Source organism: Agrobacterium sp. S7/73 (assembly GCF_019355535.1).
In the GTDB taxonomy this organism is placed as follows: domain Bacteria; phylum Pseudomonadota; class Alphaproteobacteria; order Rhizobiales; family Rhizobiaceae; genus Agrobacterium; species Agrobacterium tumefaciens.
The window spans coordinates 1753572-1778803 of sequence record NZ_CP072137.1; the positions used below are offsets into that span (position 1 = coordinate 1753572).

At 54.5% G+C, this 25232-nt stretch carries 18 protein-coding genes and 2 pseudogenes; 6 read left to right on the forward strand and 14 right to left on the reverse strand.

Annotation, left to right across the window (positions count from 1 at the left end; genetic code table 11):
- Positions 1-283 precede the first annotated feature (283 nt).
- The 5 genes and pseudogenes from J5276_RS22970 (at position 284) to J5276_RS22990 (ending at position 6804) form a co-directional block, all read left to right on the forward strand.
- On the forward strand, positions 284-1360 hold the full coding sequence (locus J5276_RS22970) for an NAD(P)-dependent oxidoreductase (protein ID WP_111795316.1): 1077 nt from the start codon (positions 284-286) through the stop codon (positions 1358-1360).
- A gap of 37 nt (positions 1361-1397) precedes the next feature.
- Entirely contained in the window at positions 1398-2318 is a 921-nt protein-coding gene (locus J5276_RS22975) for a glycosyltransferase family 2 protein (protein ID WP_111795317.1), read from the forward strand.
- Entirely contained in the window at positions 2318-4174 is a 1857-nt protein-coding gene (locus tag J5276_RS22980) for a methyltransferase domain-containing protein (protein ID WP_111795318.1), read from the forward strand. Before J5276_RS22975 ends, J5276_RS22980 begins: the two co-directional genes overlap by 1 nt.
- The gene (locus J5276_RS22985) at positions 4168-5238 is read left to right on the forward strand and encodes an acyltransferase (protein ID WP_111795319.1); all 1071 of its coding nucleotides are present in this window, start codon (positions 4168-4170) and stop codon (positions 5236-5238) included. The genes J5276_RS22980 and J5276_RS22985 overlap by 7 nt, the downstream gene beginning before the upstream one ends.
- Positions 5239-5568: 330 nt before the next feature.
- A pseudogene (locus J5276_RS22990) lies at positions 5569-6804 on the forward strand (IS3 family transposase).
- Here J5276_RS22990 and J5276_RS30805 read toward each other — a convergent pair.
- The 12 genes and pseudogenes from J5276_RS30805 to J5276_RS23045 all read right to left on the reverse strand — a co-directional run.
- Positions 6751-6894: pseudogene (locus tag J5276_RS30805) on the reverse strand (hypothetical protein); the annotation flags it as partial. The pseudogenes J5276_RS22990 and J5276_RS30805 sit on opposite strands and share 54 nt — an antisense overlap.
- Positions 6895-7225: 331 nt before the next feature.
- Positions 7226-9559 (reverse strand): glycosyltransferase, encoded by a 2334-nt coding sequence (locus tag J5276_RS22995; protein ID WP_255610308.1) that lies wholly within the window; start codon positions 9557-9559, stop codon positions 7226-7228.
- 183 nt (positions 9560-9742) lie between these two features.
- Complete coding sequence (locus tag J5276_RS23000; protein ID WP_111796691.1) at positions 9743-10582, reverse strand: glycosyltransferase family 2 protein; 840 nt, start codon at positions 10580-10582, stop codon at positions 9743-9745.
- 126 nt (positions 10583-10708) lie between these two features.
- Complete coding sequence (gene rfbA, locus J5276_RS23005; RefSeq protein WP_111796690.1) at positions 10709-11575, reverse strand: glucose-1-phosphate thymidylyltransferase RfbA; 867 nt, start codon at positions 11573-11575, stop codon at positions 10709-10711.
- Positions 11572-12465, reverse strand: a complete 894-nt coding sequence (rfbD, locus tag J5276_RS23010) for a dTDP-4-dehydrorhamnose reductase (RefSeq protein WP_174012368.1) — start codon at positions 12463-12465, stop codon at positions 11572-11574. The genes rfbA and rfbD overlap by 4 nt, the downstream gene beginning before the upstream one ends.
- Positions 12466-12470: 5 nt before the next feature.
- Complete coding sequence (gene rfbB / locus J5276_RS23015; protein WP_111796688.1) at positions 12471-13526, reverse strand: dTDP-glucose 4,6-dehydratase; 1056 nt, start codon at positions 13524-13526, stop codon at positions 12471-12473.
- A 2-nt stretch (positions 13527-13528) separates the two neighbouring features.
- Positions 13529-14098: a dTDP-4-dehydrorhamnose 3,5-epimerase gene (gene rfbC, locus J5276_RS23020; RefSeq protein WP_111796687.1), complete on the reverse strand. Its 570-nt coding sequence runs from the start codon at positions 14096-14098 to the stop codon at positions 13529-13531.
- Between the two features lie 153 nt (positions 14099-14251).
- Positions 14252-15148 carry a MurR/RpiR family transcriptional regulator gene (locus J5276_RS23025; RefSeq protein WP_111796686.1) on the reverse strand — a complete coding sequence of 299 codons (897 nt, stop codon included), beginning with the start codon at positions 15146-15148 and terminating at the stop codon, positions 14252-14254.
- A 96-nt stretch (positions 15149-15244) separates the two neighbouring features.
- Positions 15245-16204, reverse strand: coding sequence for an ABC transporter substrate-binding protein (locus tag J5276_RS23030; protein ID WP_004431130.1), 960 nt, complete (start codon positions 16202-16204; stop codon positions 15245-15247).
- A 7-nt stretch (positions 16205-16211) separates the two neighbouring features.
- Positions 16212-17252 (reverse strand): iron ABC transporter permease, encoded by a 1041-nt coding sequence (locus J5276_RS23035; RefSeq protein ID WP_111796685.1) that lies wholly within the window; start codon positions 17250-17252, stop codon positions 16212-16214.
- The gene (locus tag J5276_RS23040; RefSeq protein ID WP_111796684.1) at positions 17249-18292 is read right to left on the reverse strand and encodes an iron ABC transporter permease; all 1044 of its coding nucleotides are present in this window, start codon (positions 18290-18292) and stop codon (positions 17249-17251) included. The genes J5276_RS23035 and J5276_RS23040 overlap by 4 nt, the downstream gene beginning before the upstream one ends.
- On the reverse strand, positions 18289-19113 hold the full coding sequence (locus tag J5276_RS23045; RefSeq protein ID WP_111796683.1) for an ABC transporter ATP-binding protein: 825 nt from the start codon (positions 19111-19113) through the stop codon (positions 18289-18291). The genes J5276_RS23040 and J5276_RS23045 overlap by 4 nt, the downstream gene beginning before the upstream one ends.
- A gap of 272 nt (positions 19114-19385) precedes the next feature.
- On the opposite strand from J5276_RS23045, the gene J5276_RS23050 reads away from it, so the two are divergent.
- Positions 19386-21557 carry a TonB-dependent siderophore receptor gene (locus J5276_RS23050; RefSeq protein ID WP_174012370.1) on the forward strand — a complete coding sequence of 724 codons (2172 nt, stop codon included), beginning with the start codon at positions 19386-19388 and terminating at the stop codon, positions 21555-21557.
- 297 nt (positions 21558-21854) lie between these two features.
- On the opposite strand, the gene dinB is transcribed toward J5276_RS23050, so the two are convergent.
- Both dinB and J5276_RS23060 read right to left on the reverse strand, forming a co-directional pair.
- Positions 21855-22934, reverse strand: coding sequence for a DNA polymerase IV (gene dinB / locus J5276_RS23055; RefSeq protein WP_004431141.1), 1080 nt, complete (start codon positions 22932-22934; stop codon positions 21855-21857).
- Between the two features lie 23 nt (positions 22935-22957).
- On the reverse strand, positions 22958-25024 hold the full coding sequence (locus tag J5276_RS23060; RefSeq protein ID WP_111796681.1) for an ATP-dependent helicase: 2067 nt from the start codon (positions 25022-25024) through the stop codon (positions 22958-22960).
- Positions 25025-25232 lie beyond the last annotated feature (208 nt).

Genomic DNA, 25232 nt, shown 5'->3' on the forward strand with positions numbered 1-25232 from the left:
TTTTTTGCGGAGGATTTAGCTATCAACCTCGCGGCAATGCGATGCGTATCGTGATTTCGCCAAAATTCGCACGAAATTTGCCGTCGTAAACGGATGTCCAATTCAGGGGCCTTTCGGCATACTTAACCCTATCCATTACGTCTCTTGAGGATATTTTCTGGGGAAAATGAGATTTTACGACATAGATTTGTTGGTGAGAGATATTTATACAAGTTTGAAATACTATGCTTTCGGGGCAGAATTGCGTAACGAAGTAATCTAGAGTTTGGGCGGAGCGTATCAAATGCGTGATTGCATTTTAGTAACCGGGGGCGCGGGATTTATCGGGTCCGCCCTCAGTGGTTTGATCTGTTCCGAGAATGTTCCTGTTGTCGCGATTGATAGTATGGTGCAACAGGTTCACCCCACAGGTCAAACATCCGAATTTCTGGACAAGCGTGTAGTTCTTCATAAAAATGATGTCCGCGATAAAGGGGCTTGGGCGGCTCTGCTCGAGGAGTTCTATCCCAAGAAGGTAATTCACCTCGCTGCCGAGACGGGAACGGCACAGTCTCTTACGGAGTCGACACGTCACGCGTCTGTTAACGTCGTGGGCACCACCGCAATGGTGGATGCCTTCGCTTCCAATGGGGTCGTGCCGGATAGAATCATCCTAGCATCTAGCCGAGCTGTCTACGGCGAAGGACTATGGCGAGATTTAATTACGAAAGAGACCTATTATCCCGCGCCTAGATCCAATGCCGTCCTTTCCCGATCTCAGTGGACCCCGCATAGCCCGGCAGGTAATGAATCCGAGGCGTTACCCCACGAGGCTTCGGTAGTATTTCCGAAGCCCACAAGCGTCTACGGCGCGACGAAATTGGCCCAAGAACAAATTTTAAGCGCATGGTGTGGCGCGTTCGGTGTACCGCTTAGTATTTTGCGTCTGCAGAACGTTTATGGAGAAGGGCAGTCTCCTTACAATTCCTATACGGGGATTATTAACGTATTTCACCGAGTGGCTCGGTCAGGAGCGCCAATTCCGGTTTATGAGGACGGTTTGATTGGTCGGGACTTCGTTCACATTCAAGATGTAGCGTGTGCATTTTTGAGCGTTCTTAATGATGACACGGCTGAGAACCATTTGTTTGACGTAGGTACGGGGCGTTTGACGACGATTTTGGAAGCGGCAAATATGATTGCGAATTATCACAATGCTCCCGCGCCGCAAATCTGTGGAAAGTTCAGAGATGGTGATGTTCGCTCTGCGGTTGCAGACACCGATAAACTCCGCTCACTGACAGGATCAGCCCCGCAGGTTTCTTTTGAAGAAGGGATGAAACGGGTTGGAGACTGGTTGATGGCTTCCGGCCATATCTAGTATTGAGGACCGAGTACCGAAAGAAGAAGGTTTTAGTATGACCGGCGCCAACGAAGACGTAAAATCACGACCAAGTATCCAAGTGCAGTCCGTATTGTATAATATGGATCAGTTTTCTATCAGGCGCTCTTTGGAGGCGTTAGCCCGTTCCGTTGACCTTGCCGTTTCCGAGGGCTTATCCTCGAGGGTCAAGGTTGTTTATGGAGACACCTCGTCAAAACGGTGCTTGCAGGACCTTGACCTTCAAAGCCTGAAACAAGAATTTTCCTGGGCATTTGAAATTTCCTATGTATTTTTTGATGAGAACATTGGTTCGGCTAATGGTCATAACCGTTTGGCCACTGGTTGCGATACTGATTACCTGCTAATTCTGAACCCGGATGTAGTGGTTTCTCCGAGATTATTGCATCATATGCTCTCCCCTTTTGCTGACCGTTCAGTTGGCATGGTTGAGGCGAAACAGTTGCCTATAGAGCATCCCAAGACTTACGATCCGTCAACAGGTGTCACGAGTTGGGCCACGACGGCGTGTGCGCTTACCCCAACCACATTGTTTCGTACCCTCGAAGGTTTCGATTCGACGTCGTTTTTTCTGTATTGTGACGATGTCGATTATTCGTGGCGCGTGCGTGAGGCAGGTTACAAAGTAATCTTCACCCCCGCCGCCGTCGTGTTCCACGACAAGCGTATTTCACCCAAGGGTGAGTGGAGACCATCTAGCGCCGAGGTCCGTTATTCTGCGGAAGCCGCTTTAATGATGGCGCACAAGTGGTCACGGCCCGACATAGTCGCCAAGATTGCAAAGATGTATCTTGATGGTAGTGAAGAGCAGGTTTTGGCACTGAAAAAGTTTAGGTCCATGGAGCAACGAGGAGAACTGCCTTCGCCGCGGGATAGCGAGCATAAGGTTGGAGAGTTCGAGGGCTATTTTTATGCGAAACATAGGTATCCGCTCTGATGTTAAATCCTGAAGGTCACTACGATAATCGGTTTGAGTGGGACAACGTCTACGGCCACGCTGTAAAGCTGCTGATACGTAAGCGCGCAGTCGGTCATGGTGCCGAGCAAGATGGTGTGCATCTGGATTTGGGCTGTGGTTATGGTCGGATTGCAGAGCAGGTGATTTCCAACCTGAGGATGGAATACGTCGGGATTGACGGTGCGCCTGAAGGGGTGGCCTCCCTAAAGGGGCGGGGATTTGAAGCGCACGAACTTCTGTTTGAGACATATGAGCAGACGCTTTCTCGGATCGACGAAATTCTTGCAGGACGCAAGATTGCCTCCCTTTCGATGCTCGACACACTGGAGCATCTTACAAACGGGGACCTTGTTCTCCAAATCATAAGGGAACTGATCGGGCGGGATAATGCTCCGGCAGTGCTCAGCGTTCCCAACGTTGCTCATTCGGATATTGGGTTCAAACTTGCGAGCGGTAGCTGGTCCTATACTCGTGAAGGTCTTCTGGATCATACGCATGTGAGGCTATTTAGCGAAGCATCATTGAAAAGGACTTTTGAGGCCGCAGGTTTGCATGTGGTCGATCAATACGATGTCAGGATCGCCAAAAGTGATCAGGATTTTCCACTGACCCATCCTGCCCTCGCCAGCGGGACGACACTCAACGCGTTTCTGACGCATCTGAGGAATGGTGTCGACGATACAGCAAGTATCAACCAGTTCGTTCGGACGGTAGCCGCCGGGCCAAAGGTTCGCGACAGGGCTTATCTGAGTGAAGAAGAAAAAGGTGGTGCTCGCCCGTTCCTGTCAGTTGTCACGCGCACTCAGGGCAAGCGTCTCCATTGCCTCGTGGAGATGCTGACAGCATTATCTGCGCAATCGGACCGTGATTTCGAGGTGGTCGTAATAGGTCACAAGGTGCCGCACGATAGACAGTTAAAAATAGAGCGCGCTCTCGATGACTGTCCTGAATGGTTGCGAAAGAGAATCAGGTTCATCAAGGTCGATGAGGGAAATCGCACTCGTCCCCTAAATATCGGATTTGAAGAAGCCAGAGGAGATTATATTGCGATTCTCGATGATGACGACATTCCAATGGCGCACTGGGTGTCGACATTCCGGGAGTTGTCCGTTAAGAAGCCGGGAGCGCTCTTGAGGACTATTGCAGCGAGACAGGAAATCGAGACTGTCACCGTCAATGGCAGCGATGGTATCCGGGCAACGGGAGCGCTTGTTCCCTACGCGTCGGAGTTCGACCTGATTCAGCATCTGGTCGCCAACCAGACGCCTCCTGTTGCACTCGCATTCCCGCGGGGCGTGTTTCACGACCTTAACATGCGTTTTGATGAGACTTTGACGACGACGGAGGACTGGGATTATCTCCTGAGAACGGCTCTGGTCGTTGGTGTGAGCTGGTGTGATCAGGTTACATCCGTATATCACTGGTGGAAGCTCTCCGAGGAGTCTTCAAGAACGGATCATGATCAAGCAGAGTGGAATGCAAATCACCAGATAATCAATCGCAAGATGGACACGCTGCCTATACTTTTGCCTGCAGGTTCAGCTCGTTACCTTCGGGAATTGCGCGCGCTCGCGAACTCCGGTTGGCACGGGATCAGCGACGTACCCAGCCAAAGCGCGTACAGGGAAGAAGTCCGGAAGATTCTTTCGTCAAAGAGCTGGAAGTGGTCTAAGCCTCTTAGATGGCCCGCAATGGTACGAGGCAGGAAAGATACCAAGATTTCAGATCTGGAAAATATGAGCGAATTGCAGCTCGCAGACCTTCTTCAGCGATTAAAGCGGTCCAGCTCTTTGCGAAAAACGAGATTTTTTCGCCGCGGAAAAAGTAAATGGTGAGTAAGCTTTTGAAAGAACACCGCGCGCCTTCAGATAACTTCGGTGGGCTACGTCTAATCGCGGCCATTTTGGTGATATTTGGCCATTCTTATCCTTTGACTGGCGCCCAAGTCACTGGCTATCTGGGAAATCCAATTTCGACACTTGCAGTTAAGATATTTTTTGTTATTTCGGGCTATTTGATTTCAGAGAGTTGGACTCGAGATCCGGATGTCATCAGGTATTTTTGGCGGCGTGCCTTGCGTATATTTCCGGGGCTCGTCGTTCTTGTGGCGCTCTCCGTTTTTATTGTTGGGCCAGTTTTTTCCAAGTTGAGTCTCGGAGAATATTTCGCCGCGAATGAAACGTGGAGATATTTAGACAATATAGTCTTATTGCCCAATTATTTTTTGCCCGGGTTATTTGGGGGTAATGTTTATCCGAATGCGGTAAATGGATCTCTATGGACGCTGCCAGTCGAGTTCGCGATGTACATCGCGACGCCGCTGGTATTAGTCTTTTTTCGAACTACTTTCTCAATCGGTGCATTCGCGTTTTTTCTATCTTTTGTTGCTGTTTGTTTCACGAGAGTCTGGGTTCCTGCTTCCGTTCCGGTTTTTTGGGGAACCAACCTCATTAACGCGCTCGAGATGGCGCCATATTTCTTCTGGGGGGCGTTTTACAAGAAGTGCGAAAAGAATTATAACTGTTTCAACTTGCAGATATCCCTTGTTGCAATAGTGATATTGCCGTTGCTGGCGATTGATTGGGCAGTATCGGAGATCATCGCTTTAATAGTCGTTCCGTATGTGACTTTGTCATTGGGAAATGCTCAATTACCTAGACTTGGTTTTCTTGATCGTTTTGGGGATCTATCATATGGAACTTATCTCTACGGTTTTCTCGTTCAACAGATAGTCGCTAGCTTGTTCCCACTGTCTAATCACTGGTCAAATTTCTTGATTTCGGTAGTGCCTTCATTGTTTTTGGCAGTCCTGTCTTGGCATTTGGTTGAGAAACGGTTCCTGAAACTGAAGCCATCGTCAATGGAGAGGAGAGAAATGGAAAAAACCGCTCCGGCTTAGCGATAATAATCGTTAAGGTGCGAGTAAATATATTTCCGTGCGATTTTTTTGTTTGTCAGGTATTGGTTTAGCGTTGTCGTTCCACCGACATTTCATCCGGCTACGGTTATTGCTTCCACTTTCTGAAATCCAGCCCGAATTTGGACCGGCGGCGCTGGAATTTTCCGGGGTTTTGCTCTGGGCGCCAATGCTGGACGGCCGGAGGCTAGGTCACATACCCATAAAATAGCTTTTGTTTTGAATGAGTTGTGATGTAATCAGTCCAGTGACCTGAGACCCTGAACTTCCTCTAGAATTTGGTAGACTCCGTTACGATCAGGAGACGGACGAATGAAGCGTTCACGGTTCACAGAGAACAGATCATCGGGATATTGAAGGAGCAGGAGGCGGGAGCGAAGACGGCGGAGGTCTGCCGCAAGCACGGCATCTCGGATGCAACCTTTTACAAATACAAGGCGAGGTATGGCGGCATGGATGTGTCCGACGCTCGCAAGCTGAAGGCATTGGAGGACGAGAACGCCAAGCTGAAGAAGCTCTTGGCCGAGGCCATGCTGGACAATGCGATCCTGAAGGATGTCGCTTCAAAAAAATGGTGACGCCCGATGTGAAGCGGAATGCGGTGCATGTCTGTGCGCAGCACGGGGTGAGCCAGCGTCGGGCGTGCGAGGTTCCGTCGGTGGATCGGTCGAGCATGCGATATAGCAGTGTTCGGCCGGACGATGCGTCCATTCGGGAGGCGATGAAGAAGGTGGCATCCGAACGTCGCCGCTTCGGCTATCGGCGCATCCACGTGATGCTCGACCGGCAGGGGATCGTCATGAACATGAAGGAGCTTCGGCGTCTCTACCGCGAGGAGAAGCTGACGGTGCGCAAGTGTGGCGGCCAAATGCGGGCCTTGGGCACGAGACGTCCTCTGGCTCTGCCGTCGCGTCCGGGCGAGCGCTGGAGCCTGGACTTCGTCAGCGATGCCTTCACCGACGGCCGCCGGTTCCGTATTCTGGCGGTGGTCGACGACTTCACCCGTGAATGCCTGTGCCTGGTCGCAGACACATCCTGTCGGGCGTTCGGCTTGTCCGGGAATTGGACAGCCTCATCGCCAGACGCGGTAAACCGAGGACGATCGTCTCGGACACCGGGACGGAGATGACCAGCATGGCCATCCTCAAATGGTGCCACGAGACCAAGGTCGACTGACATTACATCGCCCCCGGCAAGCCAATGCAAAACGGCTTCGTCGAAAGCTTCAACGGCAGCTTCCGCGACGAGTGCCTCAACGAGACTCTGTTTTCGTTGCTCGCTCAAGCCCGCGCCGCAATCACGGAATGGGAGGAGGATTACAACAAGAACAGGCCTCACTCGTCGCTGGGCAACATCACACCCAGCGAATTCGCAATGAAAATGGCTATGGAAAAATGGGCCACATTGAAAACCCAGGACTCTCCCGAAAGCTGGAGGGAGATTGGGTCTCAGGTCAGCGAGATTAGGGAATATTCGAAGAACTCGAAGGCCGATGAATTTTGGAATTGGTACACGAAGCAGACTTGCGGCGACCAGAAACCCGCTTAAAGCGAAGAACATCGGCAGGAGAACTTGCGCGAGCGCCATAAGTGGCGTCGGTATTGCCCAGCGAGCGGCAATCCAGTGGTTCAATGGCAAGCTATGAACAACTATAACTCCGGCCGCTAATATGGGCCTGACGTAATCTCACCCTGATGAATAGTCTTTGGTGGCGGTCAGGATCTATTGTTTCGTTACGCAAGCATGACACCTGCACCAATTTTCTGATCTTGCCGTGCATTAGTACAGGTCGGAAAGTAACGCAAGACGAGATTATGTCGGTGGCCTACCCTACTCGACCATGCTCTCGGCAAACAGCTGTGGGTGACGATTTGGTTCCTCTTTCCTCAATGACGAAACGTCATAGTCGATGTATTCGAAAGGGCGGGCCATCATAACCGAGACATATAAAGTCATAAATCTGGGTCGTTCAAGTTTTGTGCTCCTCAGTTGGACTTTCGATCAGAGTGAGATATTCTTGAAAGTAATCTGCAGCTAATTTATCTATGTTGAAGGATTTTCCAACAAAGGCAGCGTTATTTCTGAAGCTAAACCGGGTCGCATCATCCAGCATTTGCTCCATAGCAGTAGACAAGGAGTGAATGAAGATTTCATTATCATCAGTAGGATCAAAAATAATGCCCGCTTCTTTGCTTTTGATGGATGACATGCGTTTGATCTCACCGATATCAGTGGCGACGCATGGTGTTCCTACCTGAAATGCTTGGATAAGACTTAGCGGGAAAGATTCTCCAGCGTAGCGGCTTGGAAGCAGCGCGACATCGGCCATTCTGTAAAGTCCGTTCACTTCACTTACAAAGCCAAGGAAATGGATAGTTGAGTCTCCGTCCGCGCAGATTTTTGCGCCTTCGACTGTGGCGCCTTCACCCGCCAGGAGAAGGGCGGTAGGGATCTCTGGTCGCCGATCGCGCATTTTCATATATGCTTTAACCGCTTCTATCCACCCTTTTCCTTCAACCGCCCTGGATGCCAGGCAAAAGACAACAGCGTTAACCGGTATATCAAGATCAGCGCGTGTTTTCGGGAACGCTCTATCGTCAAACGGAATGGCGTTTCGGACCTTTATAAACTTATCTGCTGGAACTTTGAGCCCGTTGAATGGCACAAGATTCCGCTCCGCCAAGTAGGCGAAACGGCCAATCTTTTTACTCCACCGGCTGACCCTATTTTTAGAAATCTTCATCGCTTCGTACGAGCCATGCAAGGTCGACATATACGCGCATGGTAGTGTTCCGCTATCGAGAAAGAGTTTATCGACGTTGGCGACATGAGAGTGGACCAGTGACACGCCGGTGCGCTCAAGAAATTTAACGGCCCCAAGCTCCCTCACATAATTCGCGTCGTAAACCGGGATCCCGGGATCCAGTAACCTCCGAACCTCCGGCTTGTCATCATTGGTGTGCATTTGCACAACTGAGACGATGACCCCCAAACGATGCAACGCGTTCGCTAGGTGCACGGGAAATATCTCTCCGCCTCCAAAAGAGAAGCCCATCAATCCTATTAGAATATGATGTTGGTGACGCTTCGTTGCGCGTAATTCTTTTGCGTCCAAAAGGCTTTCGAATTTTTGCCCGGATATACAATAGCGCTTGAAAATTCTATGGGAAGATGTGACGAAACGATCTAGTGTCTGGTTAGGAATCGGCCACTTCGCTTTCAGCAATTTCATCAGACGAAAATATTCGGCATAATATTCGGGTGTGCTCTGTGCCTTGAGGCCGGAAGTATTATTTGAATGAATGCGAAAATAACTTACCGCGGTCGGCTCGTAAGCAATCTGCCCCGCGCCTGCCACGGCGGAATATAAGAACCAGTCTCCCATGACCTTAAAATTCGACGCCTGATCCCAGACGTCATCGCTGATATGATGCCGGCGCCACAAAGAACCGCCCACGTTGGGTATTAAATTTTTTACGCCGAAGCCTCCGCAGAACCACTCGCATGCAGGTCTAACAGTTGTTTGCCCCCAAATTCCGGGTTCGCTTTCTTCGCGGTAGTTATCCAGACCCTCAACGTACTCGCCATCAGAATTGGCGTATTCTACCCTTCCGAAGGCCAACATGACGCTTGGATCCCTGAACGCTCGAATGGCGCGTTCCACAAATGTGGGTTCGCAGAAGTCATCGCTTTCGCAAATCCATACTATGTCGCCCGTGGCCTCGATGTGACCCTTCCGCCACTGATGAAAAACGTTGCCGGAATTTTCAGTCGAATACAGCGCATGTATTCGCGATGGAAATTTGTTGACGTACGAATCGATGATGGCACGACTATCGTCCGTAGAGCAGTCGTCCAGCACGATGATATCGATCAACGGGTACGATTGATTGAGAATGCTATCAAGACGTTTCGTGAGATATTTGCCGTGATTATAATTCGGTACGATGGCCGAAACGGTCAGGCCGTTTTTACTGCCGTACTCGGAAAAACGTCGTGACAGCAATTGATTGTTGTTGATACGTCGATAATACTTCATGCAAAAGTCATCGACTTTATGCACTAATAGCAGCGGATCTCGTTTTTTCGCAGACTTTAAGAAGCGTTCGCGCCGTCGCTCGCTCAGCCATTGCGTTTCAGAAAGTCGATAGAGCAGCCGTGAATAAATCAGCCTTCTCATCACCCGCATGAGCGAAATGTTGCTGGTCCAATTGCTACGCTGCAGCGAATCAACCTCGCCCGATATCGAGTCTATATCGACGATCAGATTTTCTACCAGTGTTTTCTCGTCGTTGCGGCTCACGACCAAATCAAAATCCTAATTAAACGGGGTCACACATTTTGGGACCGCGATAGCCTATTATTCTCCTCTAGTCGAGCGGGAGGATTCCCGATTCTTCGGTGTGCGCGTAATTCTTCCAGCGGTATCTCAGACTTTCCACATGCTGAAGCGTAGCTCTAAACGTCAGCAACCAACACGGACGGGTCACAAGAAAATTTTATCGAGCGTACCCTGAAGAAACCCTATCGCCTTTGCCCTGCGACGTTTGGAGAACAGAACTTGAGGAGAAAGTAGCAATAATCCGGCGTGCAGCAAAGTTGAGGTATGCACAAATGGTCGGTGATGCTTTTTACCGGCATAAATTCTCGAACGCGCCATATGAAACGCTTTCAGCCGAGTAATTTCCGGTGAGCGGCCAGAAGAATATCCAGATGCATGTACAACTTCTGATTTCCGTACAAACATAAGTTCTCCCAGTTCTGCGAGCCGCAAAGATAGGTCATCATCCTCATGATACATAAAGATATTTTCGTCGAAACCACCGACGTCGTTGAAATGGCTCCTTGACACGAAGAAAGCCGCGCCGGTCAGTATCGGTACGGCAATGTCGTCATCAGGCCAACCGTTCCTCAGATAACGATTCCTAGGCAACAGCCACGAGCGCCTCTTAAAATATTGAGTTCCGTCGGAGTTGCAGATTCGAGGATTGAACGCCACAGCGGAAGGATAGCGATCGGCAGCTTCGAGAAGCGCTTCAAGCGCGCCGGGATTTAACCTCGCGTCTGGGTTCAGAAAGAGGATCCAAGGAGTTTGGGCAAGTTCGGCGCCCGCATTGCAACCACGTCCGAAACCGACGTTCTCATTTAGCGTCAAAACGCTAATATTCCTGGACATCGGGAAATTTTTGAAACTGTTGGACTTTCCATTGTCCACCAAAACGATCGGAGTTTCACCAGGTATCGACAGCACCATTTCGCGGATTACGGCGTCGCTTTTGTAGCAAACCGACACCACTGTGACAGAAGAAAGCGGCAACGATGTCATTGAAAACTCCGATGATGTCCGACTATCGTCCCCGGTTCGACATGGAAGTCGGTTGTGCGCTGACATCACGGGGGATTTCCAGAATATCTTTTGGCCAGTCGCAGGCGAACTGGGTCGAAAAGAAGATCAAATAGTTATAAGCCTCTTCAAATAGAGAGCATAGTCGCTCTTCCCAGCATTTTCAGCAATATGGCGGAACTCATTCACTGTAATAAATCCCTTGCTAAGAGCAATCTCCTCAGGGCACGCGATTTTAAACCCCTGCCGCTTTTCCAGGGTGCGCACAAATTCCCCGGCTTCGAGCAGGCTATCCGGCGTTCCGGTATCAAGCCAGGCGTAACCGCGACCCATGATGGATACCTTCAGCTTTCCGCGTTCCAGATAGACGCGGTTCACGTCCGTTATCTCATACTCGCCGCGCGCGGAAGGCTTGAGATTGGCGGCGATGTCCACGACATCGGCGTCATAAAAATACAGACCGGTAACGGCCCAGTTGGATTTGGGCTTTAACGGTTTTTCTTCAATGGACAGCGCGCGCATCTCGCTATCGAATTCAACGACGCCATAACGTTCAGGATCGTTGACGTGGTAGGCGAAAACGGTGGCTCCGTCATTGACGTCGGTACCGCTTTGCAAGAGCTCCGGCAGTCCGTGCCCGTAATAGATATTGTCGCCGAGGATCAGGCAGGACGGGGAGCCACCAATGAAGTCGGCACCGATCATGTAGGCTTGGGCAAGCCCGTCAGGGCTTGGCTGAACGGCGTATTCGATCGAGAGACCCCATTGGGAACCGTCTTTCAGAAGGTTCTGGAAAAGCGGCATGTCATGTGGTGTCGAGATGATGAGGATCTCGCGAATGCCGGCCAGCATCAACGTCGTCAGCGGATAATAGATCATCGGCTTGTCGTAGACGGGCAGGATCTGCTTTGACACCGCCAATGTCATAGGATGCAGACGGGTTCCGCTGCCTCCGGCAAGAATGATGCCCTTCATGGCATTTCCTTTTTGTTCTGCGCTAGGGCGGCCATGACCGCGCGCGTTGATGTCTGCCATTCCGGCAATCTTATTCCATAAACTTCCTCCAGCTTGCTGCAATCAAGCCGGGAGTTTGCCGGGCGTCGGGCCGGGGTAGGGTATTGTGCGGTCGTGATGTCAATGACAATCATCGACTTTCCGCCGTTTTCCGTGGAAAATTCGAATATCTGTTTGGCAAAACCCGACCAGTTCGTTTCACCTGTTCCGGACATGTGAAAAACGCCGCGAAGATGTGGGCATGGATCCGTCGCGAGTTTTCTCGCGATAGACACAATTGCGACGGCGATGTCACTTGCCGAGGTGGGGCACCCAAACTGGTCCGCAACCACATTGATCGAGTCTCGGCTTTCGCTTAGCCGGAGCATGGTTTTTACGAAGTTACTGCCATATTCCGAATAGACCCGTGCGGTTCGCAAAATAGCGTATTTGTCGGTGCTTTCAGAGACAGCCTGTTCGCCTTCGAGCTTTGAGCGGCCGTAAACGGAGGCCGGTCCAGTGGGATCATTCTCGACGTAAGCAGTGGTCTTGGTGCCGTCGAACACGTAATCCGTGGAAATATGAATGACGGGAACACCGATGTCATTTGCGGCTCGCGCGACGGCTTTTGCTCCGTCCCGATTGACGGCAAAAGCGATGTCTGGTTCGCTTTCCGCTTTATCCACGGCGGTGTAGGCAGCGGCCGATACCACGACCTCGGGTTTCGCGTCCCGCAGCGCTTTGAAAACAGTGTCAGGTCGCGCAAGGTCAAGCTCCGGCCGGCCGAGAGCAACAATCTCCAGACCAGGTCCGGCCTGTGCCTGAAGCGCACTAACGACCTGTCCATTTTTCCCGGTGACTGCCAGCCGCATCCGGTTCAGTCCTTCGTCAGAACGCCGAGGCGCTCACCTGAGTAGACGCCTTGACGCAGCGGCTCCCACCACCATTCATTGTCGAGGTACCATTCAACGGTCTTGCGAATTCCAGTCGCAAAATTTTCCTGTGCTTTCCAACCCAGTTCCGTTTCGAGCTTTGTTGCGTCGATAGCGTAGCGGGCATCGTGACCAGGGCGATCCGTGACGTATTTGATAAGCTCGGCATGAGGCTTTGACTGCGGGCGCAGTTCGTCCAGGATGGAGCAGATGCAATTTACCACATCGATGTTCTTCTGCTCGTTTCTGCCGCCGACATTGTACTTTTCGCCGGCGAGCCCCGTCTGGACAATGAGCCACAGAGCGCGGGCGTGGTCTTCCACATAAAGCCAGTCGCGGATGTTGGCGCCGTTGCCATAGACCGGAAGCGGCTTGCCTTCCAAGGCGTTTAGGATGATCAGCGGAATGAGTTTTTCCGGGAAGTGGAATGGCCCGTAATTGTTGGAGCAGTTGGAAATCACGACCGGAAGGCCATAGGTCCGCTGCCAAGCCGTGGCGAGATGGTCGCTTGCGGCTTTCGAAGCGGAATAGGGCGACGAAGGATCGTAGGGCGTTGTTTCTTCGAAGAGGCCATGCTCTCCGAGCGAGCCGTAGACCTCGTCGGTAGAGACGTGAAGCATGCGGAAGGCCGATTTTGCATCTTCAGCGAGACCGTTCCAATATTGCCGCGCTGCTTCCAGCATCGTGAAAGTGCCATTGATATTGGTCTGAATAAAATCAGCCGCGCCCGTGATAGAGCGATCGACATGGCTTTCGGCCGCCAGATGCATCACATAGTCCGGCTGAAATGACGCGAAAGCGTCTTTCATTGCGGCCCGGTCACATATATCAGCCTGAAGAAAGCGGTGGTTTGGCGCGTTTTCGATAGGCTTCAGTGAAGCCAGATTTCCCGCGTAGGTCAGCTTGTCGACGGTAAGAACATCCGCACCCACTTCGCTTACGAGATAGCGCACAAGGGCCGACCCGATAAATCCGGCGCCGCCGGTGACTAGAACGCGCATCATCAGTTTCCAGTTTTTTGGTAGGTGAAATATTCAGGCAATTCCGACAGAGACGGCTGTTTGGCGTCCTTGTCGGAAAGCACGCAACTCTCCATCTTTGGCCAGTCGATGCTGATGGCCGGATCATCCCATTTCACACCGCGATCATGGGCGGCGCTATACGGAGCTGTCACCTTGTAGGAGATAACGGTGTCGTCAACCAGCGTCATGAAGCCGTGAGCAAAGCCGGCCGGAATCCACAGCTGCTCGCCGTTTTCCGGTGAAAGCTCAACGGCTGCCCATTGTCCAAAAGTGGGTGATCCGGTTCTGATATCGACCGCAACATCCAATAGTCGTCCACGAATGCAGCGGACGAGTTTGCCCTGTGCAAAAGGTGGCGTCTGGAAGTGAAGGCCACGAACAGTTCCGGCCTGTGCGGATAGAGATTCATTGTCCTGCACGAATTCGACATCCGAGACATTCTCGCGAAACCATTCCCGTTTGAAAACTTCGCTGAAGTAACCCCTGCTGTCTCCAAACCGAGCCGGAATTATCTTTTTTACGTCTGAAATCGAGAATGCTTCTACCTGCACTTCGTGGATCCTGTCTGGTCTACCTGCGTAGGGTGATATGACTTCATCGCTACGGACAGTCAATAACGCTTTATCGGTCCCCCACACAAGAGTATCTTGCTCTGCAACAGAGAGTATAGCGGATAACGTGCCGGCTCTGTATCTCGCCCAAGACTATGTCCGTTTATGCGGCCTGATCGATGTCCTCAGTTCCACCAGCCTTTCCAGTGTCTCAAGGCTTCGATCGGGGCGGGCAGCGGAGAGGGAGAGTGCCATGGTTTCCATGGCGATGAAGGATGGGGCGTGTAGTGCTACCCCTTCGTTCTTTGCGCGGGGCAGCAGGAGATAAGCGTTGGCGTGTTTTTTGAGCACGCTGTCTTCCTGGCCGAGCAGCATGATAATCGGGATGTCGAGGCGACCAGCCTCAGCGATTGCGGTTTGGGCTTCGCGGTGGGCTCGGCCGTGCAGGAGCATGATGAGGACGTGGCCGTTTTCAAGGTCGAGCAATTGTTCGGCAAGCGTAATGCCGGTGGCGTTCAGCGCATAGGAGCGAACGCCTGAGCGCTGGAACAGCCGGGCGGCATAGGTGGCGATGATGCCGGAGGCTCCGATGCCGAGGACGCCGATGCCGCGTGCTTCCGCCAGAAGACGCACGGCGGCGGCCATGGCGTCGCGGTTTTCCACAGTGGCCAGCATTTCCAGCGCGTTTTTCTGGTTCTCGAGAACGAAGTCGATTGCCGCGTCGCAGTTGCCCGAAATGGATTTCGTGGTAGCGGCCAATTTTTCAACCGGCGAATCCGTCACGCCGAGATAGGCCTCCAGAGTTTCCTTGAGGTCGACCAGCCCCTGAAACCCAAGTGCCTGAATGGCGCGAATGACCGTCGCATCGGAGGTATTGGTCTCAAAGCCGATCTCCAGCGCCGATTTACCGAGAACGGCATGGCGGTGGCCGTCAATATATTCGGCAACGGCAAGCAGCCCTGGCGAAAGACGGTCGCGGCGCTTGCGCAGTTGCTCACCGAAGCGGTCTGTATGTCTAGGCCTTGATGTACGGGTTTCGCCAGTCGTCATGGGACTTTCCGTGAAGGTGAGTTTCTTACTCTTCTTCACGGATTAGCAGTGCGCCAAGCTCGCAGGCAAGCGCTTTTGTCGCGGCAATCGTTCCCCCTACTCTTCAGCCGTGGGCCTTACCGTGAGATGCGACTGGATGGCGGAGACCATGAGGCTGAGAGCGGCGTAGGAGTTGGAGATTGCCTCTTCCCGCGGCAGAAGGATGTAGCGACCGTTGCGGCAGGCCTGCAGAAAATTGCAGAAACCCGGCATTACAGCTTCCATCATGTCGATTTCGGCCTGCGGAGAAGCGCCGGTATCGGAACGATACGGATCGAAAATGAAGTCGGCGTCGAGTTCCGGCAAGCGCTCGGCGCTGATCTCGATGCGCTCGCCGTCTGGAATATCGTCGATGATGGCTGGGAAACGAAAACCGGCATCTCGCAGCACCCGGCCGAGCGCACGATAAGTATGGTAGACGCTGATCTTGCCATTTAGTGGCTGGAACACCGAGACAGTGCTCGCGCCGGTATCGACCGAGGCCTTCAGCGCTTCGATCTGCGCCCGGTAGCGTCGGTCCAGAACGGCAAGTCGCGCCTGCGTGCCGGTCAGTTCAGCCAGCACCCTGTAGATATGCGGCGCGCCGTCCTTCGTATTGTCGATGGCGACGGTCGGGGCAATCTGTTCCAGTTTTTCGATAGGGGTGGGGCGGTCCGGTTCGGTCAGGATGAGATCGGGCTTGAGGGCGACTATCGCTTCCAGATCGGCGTTGATGGAGCCGATATAGGCAATGTCGCTATTGTCGAAATCGATACCGGTCAGAATGGCGCTGGAGCGGAGGTAGGGTTTGCCGTCTCCACCCATGCGGCCATGGCTACCCACCGGCATCACACCCAATTCTATCAGCGGGATGGTGAGATCGATGTCGTGCAGGGCGACGATACGTTTCGGCTGTAAGGGGACGGACACGGTGCGGCCGAGGTCGTCGGTGAAGGTACGGCTGTCCTCCGCGTGAGCAACGCATACCCCCAGAAGAAGTCCGGCGGTTGAAACGAAAGCGAGAATGGTTTTGCGCATGAAAGACCTATAGTCGGTGCCTGTGAAACCAAAGAAGGGTAAGAAGCGTGGGGGCGCCCACGGCCGAAAGAACGAGCCCGGTCGGCAATTCCAGCGGTGAAAAAGCGGTTCGGGCAATCGTATCGGCAATTGCAACCAGCGTCGCTCCTGCCAGACCCGCGCCCATAGCAAGCCCGGCATGGGAGCTGCCCGGCAGCAAAAGTCGGGCGATATGCGGGCCGGTCAGGCCGACAAAACCGATGCTGCCGATAAAGGAGATACAGGACGCGGTGAGAACGACCGCAAGGATGACATGCAGCGCTGATAGCCAGCGGGTGTGAACGCCGAGTGCCGCTGCATTATTGTCGCCGAGCGCCTGAACATCGGCGGCACGGGCGGTGAGGAGAACAAGACAAAGGGTGATGGCCAGGATGGCTGAAAGGATGGAGACGGCGCTCCAGGACGCGCCTTGCAGGTTTCCTACCATCCAGATCATCGCCGTCTGCAAATTGCGGATATCAAGCGATGCCATAAGGATAAGCAGCAAAGCTGATAAAAACCATGAGAAGCCGATGCCCGTCAGAACGAAGCGCAGCCGTGAGGTGACACCGGAAAGCGAAAAGACGATTGCAGCACTCGCCATCCCACCGGAGATACCGGCCAGGGGGCGGAATATCGCCGGCAGGGATGGCACCAAAAACAGGCAGCCCAGCACCGCGAGCAACGCGCCTTCGCGCACGCCGAGCAGGCCCGGGTCGGCAAGGCTGTTGCGGGTAGTCGCTTGCATGATGGCTCCGGCAACGCCCAGCATGGCGCCGGAGACCATGGCAAGCGCCATGCGCGAAAAGCGAAAGTCGAGAACCATCACGGCGTCATTCGAGGCGGGATCATTATTTCCAGCGGTCAATAACGACCACAAGGAGGAGGCCGCAATATATTGGCTGCCGGCGGTGAGCGACCATACGGCGACAAGCGTAAGGCAAAGGGTAAGCGTCACCATAATAGCCAGCCGCTGCGGCAAGAGGCGAATTGAAAAATGCGCCAGTCTGATGACCCTGTAACGGTTCATTTAAGCACCCTGCGCACCAACCAGAGAAAGACCGGCGCCCCGACAAGGCCGGTCATTGCCCCAGTCGGCAGTTCCTTTGGCGCAAGGATCAGGCGGGCGGCGAGATCGGCGGCGATCAGTAAAACCGCGCCGCCGAGCGCGGCTATGGGAATGGCAAGCAGAAGCCGCCCCGTTCTTAGCCGCGACACGAGTGGTGGCACCACCAGACCGACGAAACCGATAGGCCCGGTGACGGCTATGGCCGCGCCACAGAACAGCGATATTGCGGCAAGCGCCAAGATTCGGGTCGAGCGGACAGGTACGCCAAGCGTTGTGGCGGTGGTCTCACCCAAAGCGAGCAGATCGAGCCGCGGCGCGACGGCCAATGCAAGGAGAAGTGCGATAATGGCGGCAGGCAGGGCGGCGGCGACGGCTGCCATCGAAATGCCTGCCGTATCGCCAACCAACCAGAAGCGCATCTGCTGCAATGTTTCCTCGTTGAGAATGAGGATGGCGGAGGTAAGGGTTCCGGCAAGCGTCGACAGCGCGATGCCGCAAAAGACGAGTTTTGCTGGCGTCAGACCCTGCCGTCCGGCGGACGCGAGCAGAAGGACGAGCGAGAAGCTGATGCCTGCGCCCGTGGCCGCCAGCACAGGGCGCAAGGCCGGCGTTGCGATTAACCCCAGCGGCGTCACGGTCGCCGCGACGACGGCTAGGCTCGCACCCGCATTTAATCCCAGAATATGCGGCTCGCCCAGCGGGTTTCGAAGCAGGGTCTGCAACAGAAGCCCTGCCACTCCAAGGCAGGCGCCGGCTTGCAGCGCCGCAAGCAGACGCGGAAGCCGCAGACGCAGCAAAACCTGCTGGTCAAAATTGCGGGCGTCGTAGGAAAATATCAGGTCGTTCAGAACATGTGGGGCAACGGCGCGCGGGCCAGAGCCAATATGTGCCAGAATCAGAAGCAGCATGGCCAGAAGCATAAGCAGTGTTGCCGCAAGCGCGCGGCAATAGGCCTTTTCCTGCATGGCGGGCTTGCTGTAGCTCATCCTGGCGAACATCATGCCGCGCCAGTCCGTCCGGGCAGGGGAAGAAATACCGGCCTCGCCGTTACCGGATGCGTGAGCTGGGCGACAGGCATGTCGAAAACGTCCGAGATGATTTGGGCATCGCACAGCGTCGCTGTTTCGAGCCGGTGCCGCAACCGTCCATCCTTTAGAAAAATCAGGTGATCGGCATATTGCAGGGCGAGGTTGATATCATGCAACACGGCAACGATCGTGCGGTTGTGGTGGGTGACGAGGCCAGCCAGCATATCCAGCACCTCTATCTGGTGATGCAGATCCAGAAATGTCGTCGGTTCGTCCAGCAGGATGATATCTGTCTGCTGCGCGAGCGCCATGGCGATCCACGCGCGCTGGAGCTGGCCGCCGGAGAGGCTGTCGATTGCTCTTTCAGCAAGGCCTGACATTCCGGTCACGGAAAGTGCCTCGTCCACTGCGTCCGCGTCTTCCTCGCTCCACTGCTTCAAAAATCCCTGATGCGGGTAGCGGCCACGGGAGACGAGATCGAAGACCGAAAGCCCTTCCGGCGTGTGGTTCTGCTGTGCCAGCATGCCCAGCCGCTTTGCCACTTCCCGTGTGGGATGATGAAATATGTCGCGGCCGTCGAGAAGGATATGGCCGCCTGCCGGGCGGTGCAGGCGGGCAAGTGCGGAGAGAAGCGTCGATTTTCCCGACCCGTTCGGACCGAGCAGAACGGTGAATCGGTTCGGGGCAACGTCTATGGACACGTCGGCAAGCACGGGCGTGTCGCCATAGGCAAACTCAATTGCCTTGGCCGCAAGACGTATGTCCGCGCGTCTATTGTTGCCACCGTCGTCCAAGATCTTCCCCGTTTGAATGAGCCGCCACCAGAATTATTGATGACTGTAGTAGTCAAGTATACAGCTTTCGAAAAGCCGGTTTTTACGCGGTGATTTGCACAAAAAGCGACGATCTTGGCCTCGAATCAGAACTGTGGAGGCATGAGGGAGCGCGCATTCGCCAGATGTTTCGCCGGTGACAAGCCGAATTAAAGTTGACTACTACATTCATCAATTGAAAGAGCGGTGCATCATCGTCGCGATGACGTAAGGGGCAGCCGGGGACAAGACAGATGCATGACGGTTCGATGATCATTCAGGTAGGCTCCCGAGCGCTGGTGGCGTTGCTTCTGGCCGGAGTTGCCCTGCCTGCTTTTGCGCAGGAGAACACGGCACCGAAGAAAAATGCCGACGGGACGACCGTGCTTGAGACGATAACCGTCAATGCCGACGTCAAAAAAGGCGCACGCGGCTATCAGCCGATAACCACGGGCACTGCGACGCGCACCGAGACGCCGATCCTCGATATTCCGCAATCGGTCAACGCCGTGACAAACAAAGTGCTGCGTGACCAGCAGGCGCGCTCGCTTGATGATGCGCTCGCCAATGTCAGCGGCGTTACCCAGTCAAACACGCTGGGCGGCACGCAGGATGCCGTTATCCGCCGTGGTTTTGGTGACAATCGCGACGGCTCGATCCTCATCAACGGGCTGAAGACCGCATTGCCGCATTCCTTCAACGATATGGCGGAGCGAGTGGAAGTGCTGAAAGGGCGAGCCTCCACGCTCTACGGCATTCTCGATCCCGGCGGCATGGTGAATGTCGTGACGAAGAAGCCGGAGGATACTTTCTCTGCCGAAGCCTATTCGCGCTTCTCAGCCTTTGGGGCGGGCAAGTATGGTACATCCGGCGGTTTCGATGTGACCGGACCTATTGCGGGAACGGATTTTTCCTATCGCCTGATCGGTCAGGGGGAGAACAGCGACTACTGGCGCAATTTTGGTGAGAAAAAGGACTGGCTGATCGCACCCTCGCTAAAATGGAGCGGCGAGGATACCGACATTACGGTTTCCTATATGCATGAGGATTACAGCTTGCCCTTCGATCGCGGCACGATCTTCGATCCGGCGACAGGAAAGGCAATCAATGTCAGCCGACGTCTCAGGCTGGACGAGGCCTATAACATCACCGATGGCAAATCCGATCTGGCGAGTATCTCGATAGACCGCCAATTGTCCGAAGACTGGAAACTGTCGCTGAACTACGCCTATAGCCAAAACGAATATTCCGACAACCAGGCCCGCGTGATGGGTTACAATTCCCGCACGGGGCAGGTGACGCGGCGCGCTGACGCCACGCAATATTCCACCATCTACAACCACGCGGCCCGCGCTGACCTGACCGGTGAGGCTGATATTGGTGGCCTGCGCAACGATCTGCTGTTCGGCATGTCCTACGATTACAGCGACACGCTGCGCACCAACATGTTGCGATGCGCAAATTTCTCGAATTTCAACATTAACAATCCCGTTTACGGCAGGTTGCCGGCGTGCACGACGGTCAGGGCCGTCGACAGCGACCAGACGGAGGAGCTTTCCACTGCTTCGATCTATATGCAGGATGCCGTGCATCTGGGCGATCAATGGATCGCTGTCGGCGGTTTGCGCTACCAGTATTACGACATCTATGCCGGCAAAGGCCGCCCCTTCGTCGTCAACACCCAGAACAATGGTGGCGAACTCATCCCCAATGCCGGTCTCGTCTACAAGATCACGCCGGATGCATCCCTTTATGCCAACGTGGCGAAAACCTTCCGCCCGCAATCCTCGATCGGAGCCTATTATGGCGGGCTGGATCCGGAGGAGGGCATTTCCTATGAGGTGGGCGCCAAGTTCGACCTGTTCACCGGTTTGAATGCCAATATTGCCTTGTTTAATGCCCGCAAGCGCAATGTCGCCTATTCGGAGGATGTAGGCGGTGTGTCGACGGTGAAGGCCGCCGGTCTCGTTCGCTCGCGCGGGGTGGAGGTGGATATTGCCGGCAACCTTACCGATAGTCTCGATCTAATCGCAAGTTATGCCTATACGGACGCTCTCGTTCTCGAAGATTCCACCTATGCCGGCAAGCGCTTGCCGAATGTCGCGCGTCACACCGGCTCGCTGTTTCTTGCCTATGATGTCGGTGAGGTCGGGCCGAACGGCAACACGCTGCGGATCGGCGGAGGAGTGCGGGCCGTCGGCCAGCGTGCCGGCATCAACGACAATTCCTATGACCTGCCGGGTTATGCCGTCTTCGACGCCTTTGCGACCTATACGCTTCAGCTGGAGAAACCGGTGACCCTACAGCTCAATCTGAAGAACATCTTCGACAAAAGCTATTATACCTCATCCATTGGCTCCACCAGCTACGCCAATGCTGTCGGCGAGCCCTTCAACGTCAGCCTCACGGCCAGCGTGAAATTCTAGGGTACAGGCGGCGCAATCCATCTGGGTCTTGCCGCTGCTGATGAAAGCAGACTCGTGCGTTTCTTGCATGGCTGCACTGCATTAAAGCCTATTTAATATGCGGCAAAACCGGGTATCTTGTTTTCATCGAAGCGATGCACCTCCTCCCGCAAAGCTTCGGATTGAGATGACCCTATCCTCCTCCCAAGGGTTGTCTTGTGAACAATGGCACTCCTCCTCCCAGCCGTTGTTCGAAATTTCGGAAAGCCTGCCGCACCTCCTCCCGCGGCGGGCTTTTTCGTTTTCGGGACAGGGGCATCACAGGCCAAGCGCGAGCTGCGCTTCCTCTTCACTCTCTTCGGTGCTCAGCGAGGAAAGAGTAATCCCCAACAGCCTTACCGGACGTTTGAATGGAAAGACGGAGGCAAGCAGGCTCTCTGACATCTCCTGGATCGTTGCGAGGTCAGACACGGCTCCCGACACTGTTTTGCTGCGTGTCGCCTGGCTGAAATCCGAATATTTGATTTTCACGGTCACCGTCTTTCCCGTGATGTCGTGGGCCTCGCAATAACGCCAGACTTTCTGAGCCAGAGGGCCAAGCTCCGCCTTCGCCAAGTCGAGATCGTCGATATCCTCGACGAATGTGTCTTCTGCGCCGACAGATTTGCGGATGCGATCGGGCTTGACCTGCCGTTCATCGATGCCGCGGGCGATGTTGTAGAAATAAGGGCCGGACTTCCCGAAATGCTGTTGCAAAAAACCGAGTGATTTTGATTTGAGATCGAGCCCTGTTTCGATGCCGTGCCGTTTCATCCGCTCGGCCGTGGCGGGTCCTACGCCATGGAATTTCTTGACGGCCAAGGCTTCAACAAAGCCAGGCCCGTTCTTCGGCGTAATGACCGCCTGGCCATTCGGTTTGTTCAGGTCGCTTGCCATCTTGGCCAGAAACTTGTTGTAGGAGATGCCGGCAGATGCATTGAGGCTGGTGACAGCCTTGATCTTTGCGCGGATCTCCAGCGCAATTTCGGTGGCGATCTCCATGCCTTTCAGGTTTTCGGTGACATCGAGATAGGCTTCGTCGAGCGATAGCGGCTCGATCAGAGGGGTATATTCGGCAAATATCTCCCGTATCTGTTGCGACACCTGCCGGTATACCTCGAAGCGTGGCGGTACGAAGATCAGATCCGGGCATTTCCGTTTGGCAGTGACGGACGGCATGGCTGAATGGACGCCGAAGGTTCTCGCCTCGTAACTTGCCGCAGCCACCACGCCTCGTGCGGCCGATCCGCCGACGGCGACCGGCAGGCCGCGAAGTGCGGGGTTGTCGCGTTGCTCCACCGATGCATAAAAGGCATCCATGTCGATATGGATGATCTTTCGAACAGCCGTGTTATCCATCGTTCCAGCCTGTACGATCTTCCCTATTTCCACATCGCCCGCATCCGCGCGCCTACATCGATGCGGATCTGCTGCGCGCTGCGCTCGGAGGCTGCGGCCGAAACCAGGGGCCAGGTGGCGGTTTCAAAGAACTGCAGCAAAGTTGCCGGTATGAAGCGGGTTCTAGCGGCATAGACATGCCGGTCGCCCTGCGCGTTCTGGCCATGGGTGAAGAACCGTTGCGGGGTTATCAGTGACAGACTGTCCTTGGCGCGCGTCATGGCGACATAGAGCAGCCGGCGTTCCTCCTCTACTTCATGGGTGGAGCCGACGCCCAGATCGGAGGGTATGCAGCCATCGACCACGTTCAGGATAAAGACGGAACGCCATTCCTGGCCTTTTGCCGAATGAATGGTTGAAAGCGTCAGATAATCCTCATCGAGCAGCGGCACGCCTGCCTGATCGCTGGTTGCGTCCGGCGGATCGAGCGTCAGTTCGGTGAGGAAGCGTTCGCGGGAAGGATAGCCGCCGGCAATCTGCTCGAGTTGCAGCAAATCGGCCTTCCGCGTCTCGGCATCCTCATGGATGCGTTCGAGGTGGGGCTCGTACCAGAGCCGCGCCTGCTCGATATCTGATGGCCAGCCGCCGTGCAATTTTCGCATGTTCGCCAGCAACTGCACGAAGGATACCCAGTCATCACCGGTTTTGGGTGGCGGCGGAATTTCGGCAAGGGCGAGCAGAGGTTCAGGATCTGCCGCAATCGTATCGAGAATATTGCCGGCTTTCTTCGGCCCGATACCCGGCAGCATCTGAAGTAGCCTGAAACCTGCGACGCGGTCGCGCGGGTTTTGCGCGAAACGCAATACCGCCAGCATGTCCTTTACATGGGCACTGTCGAGAAACTTCAGGCCGCCAAATTTGACGAAGGGAATATTGCGGCGTGTAAGTTCAACTTCAAGCGGCCCGCTATGACTGGAGGTGCGAAACAGCACGGCCTGTTGCTTCAGCGTCATGCCGGTCTCACGATTGGCCAGCACCTGGTCGATAATGAAGTTCGCCTGCTCGGTTTCGCTTTTTACTGTCACGAGCTTCGGCCGCTCGAGTGACTGTCGTTCGGTCCAGAGGTTTTTGGTGAATCGCTCACGGGCAAGGTCGATGACACCATTGGCGGCAGCCAGTATCGGCTGTGTCGAGCGATAGTTGCGATCAAGGGTGATAATATCGGCAGCCGGGCTGAAAGATGCCGGAAAATCAAGGATATTGCGCACCGTTGCTGCCCGGAACGAATAGATCGACTGGGCATCGTCACCCACCACGGTCAACCCGCGACCGCCCGGCTTCAGTGCCATCAGCACCGCGGCCTGCAGCCGGTTGGTATCCTGATATTCGTCGACCATCACGTGGTCGAAACGATTGCCGATATCGCCTGCAAGGTCGGGATCGCTGACCATCTGGGCCCAGTAGAGCAGAAGATCGTCGTAATCGAGAACGTTCTGGGCCTGCTTGGCCTCCACATAGGCGGCGAATAATTGCTTGAGTTCTTCTTCCCAGCTGGACACCCATGGATAGTGCTGGCGCAGGATTTCTTTCAGCGGCGTTTGTGAATTGACGGCGCGCGAATAGATCGCAAGGCAGGTGCCCTTTGTCGGAAAACGGCTCTCGGTCTTGGAGAAACCCAGTTCGTGTCGGGCAAGGTTCATCAGATCAGCGCTGTCTTCGCGGTCGTGGATCGTGAAATCCACGTCCAGTCCAATCTGTTCCGCATAGATTCGCAAGAGGCGCGCGCCGATCCCGTGAAACGTGCCGGACCAGGCCATCGCATCGGTGAGGGCTCCGGCGTTAGCGCCGATGACCTGCTTGCAGATACGCTCGACACGACGCGACATTTCGGAAGCGGCACGCCGTGAAAACGTCATCAGCAGGATGCGGCGAGGATCGGCGCCATTGACGATCAGATGCGCCACCCGGTGCGCCAGCGTATTGGTCTTGCCGGAACCGGCACCGGCGATAATCAGCAACGGTCCAGCCGTGTGTCCGCCTGAAGGCCCAACGCCATGTTCCACGGCCTTGCGTTGCTGCTCGTTCAGTTTGTCCAGATAGGCAACCGCCATGCCTGCATCCTTGATATTTGCCTATCCGCACGACGACGGCATTTTTCAAAAGCACTCTTGTTGCAATGATTAGCAAAAACTCAAACAGCAGGCCAGAACAAATAATGAACGCATGTCTCTGTCCTCCACACTGCGGTGGACAAACCTGGTTGATCGATATTCGCAGCCTCAATCGGGTTCCGCATGGCGTGTCGACCGGCATGCTTTT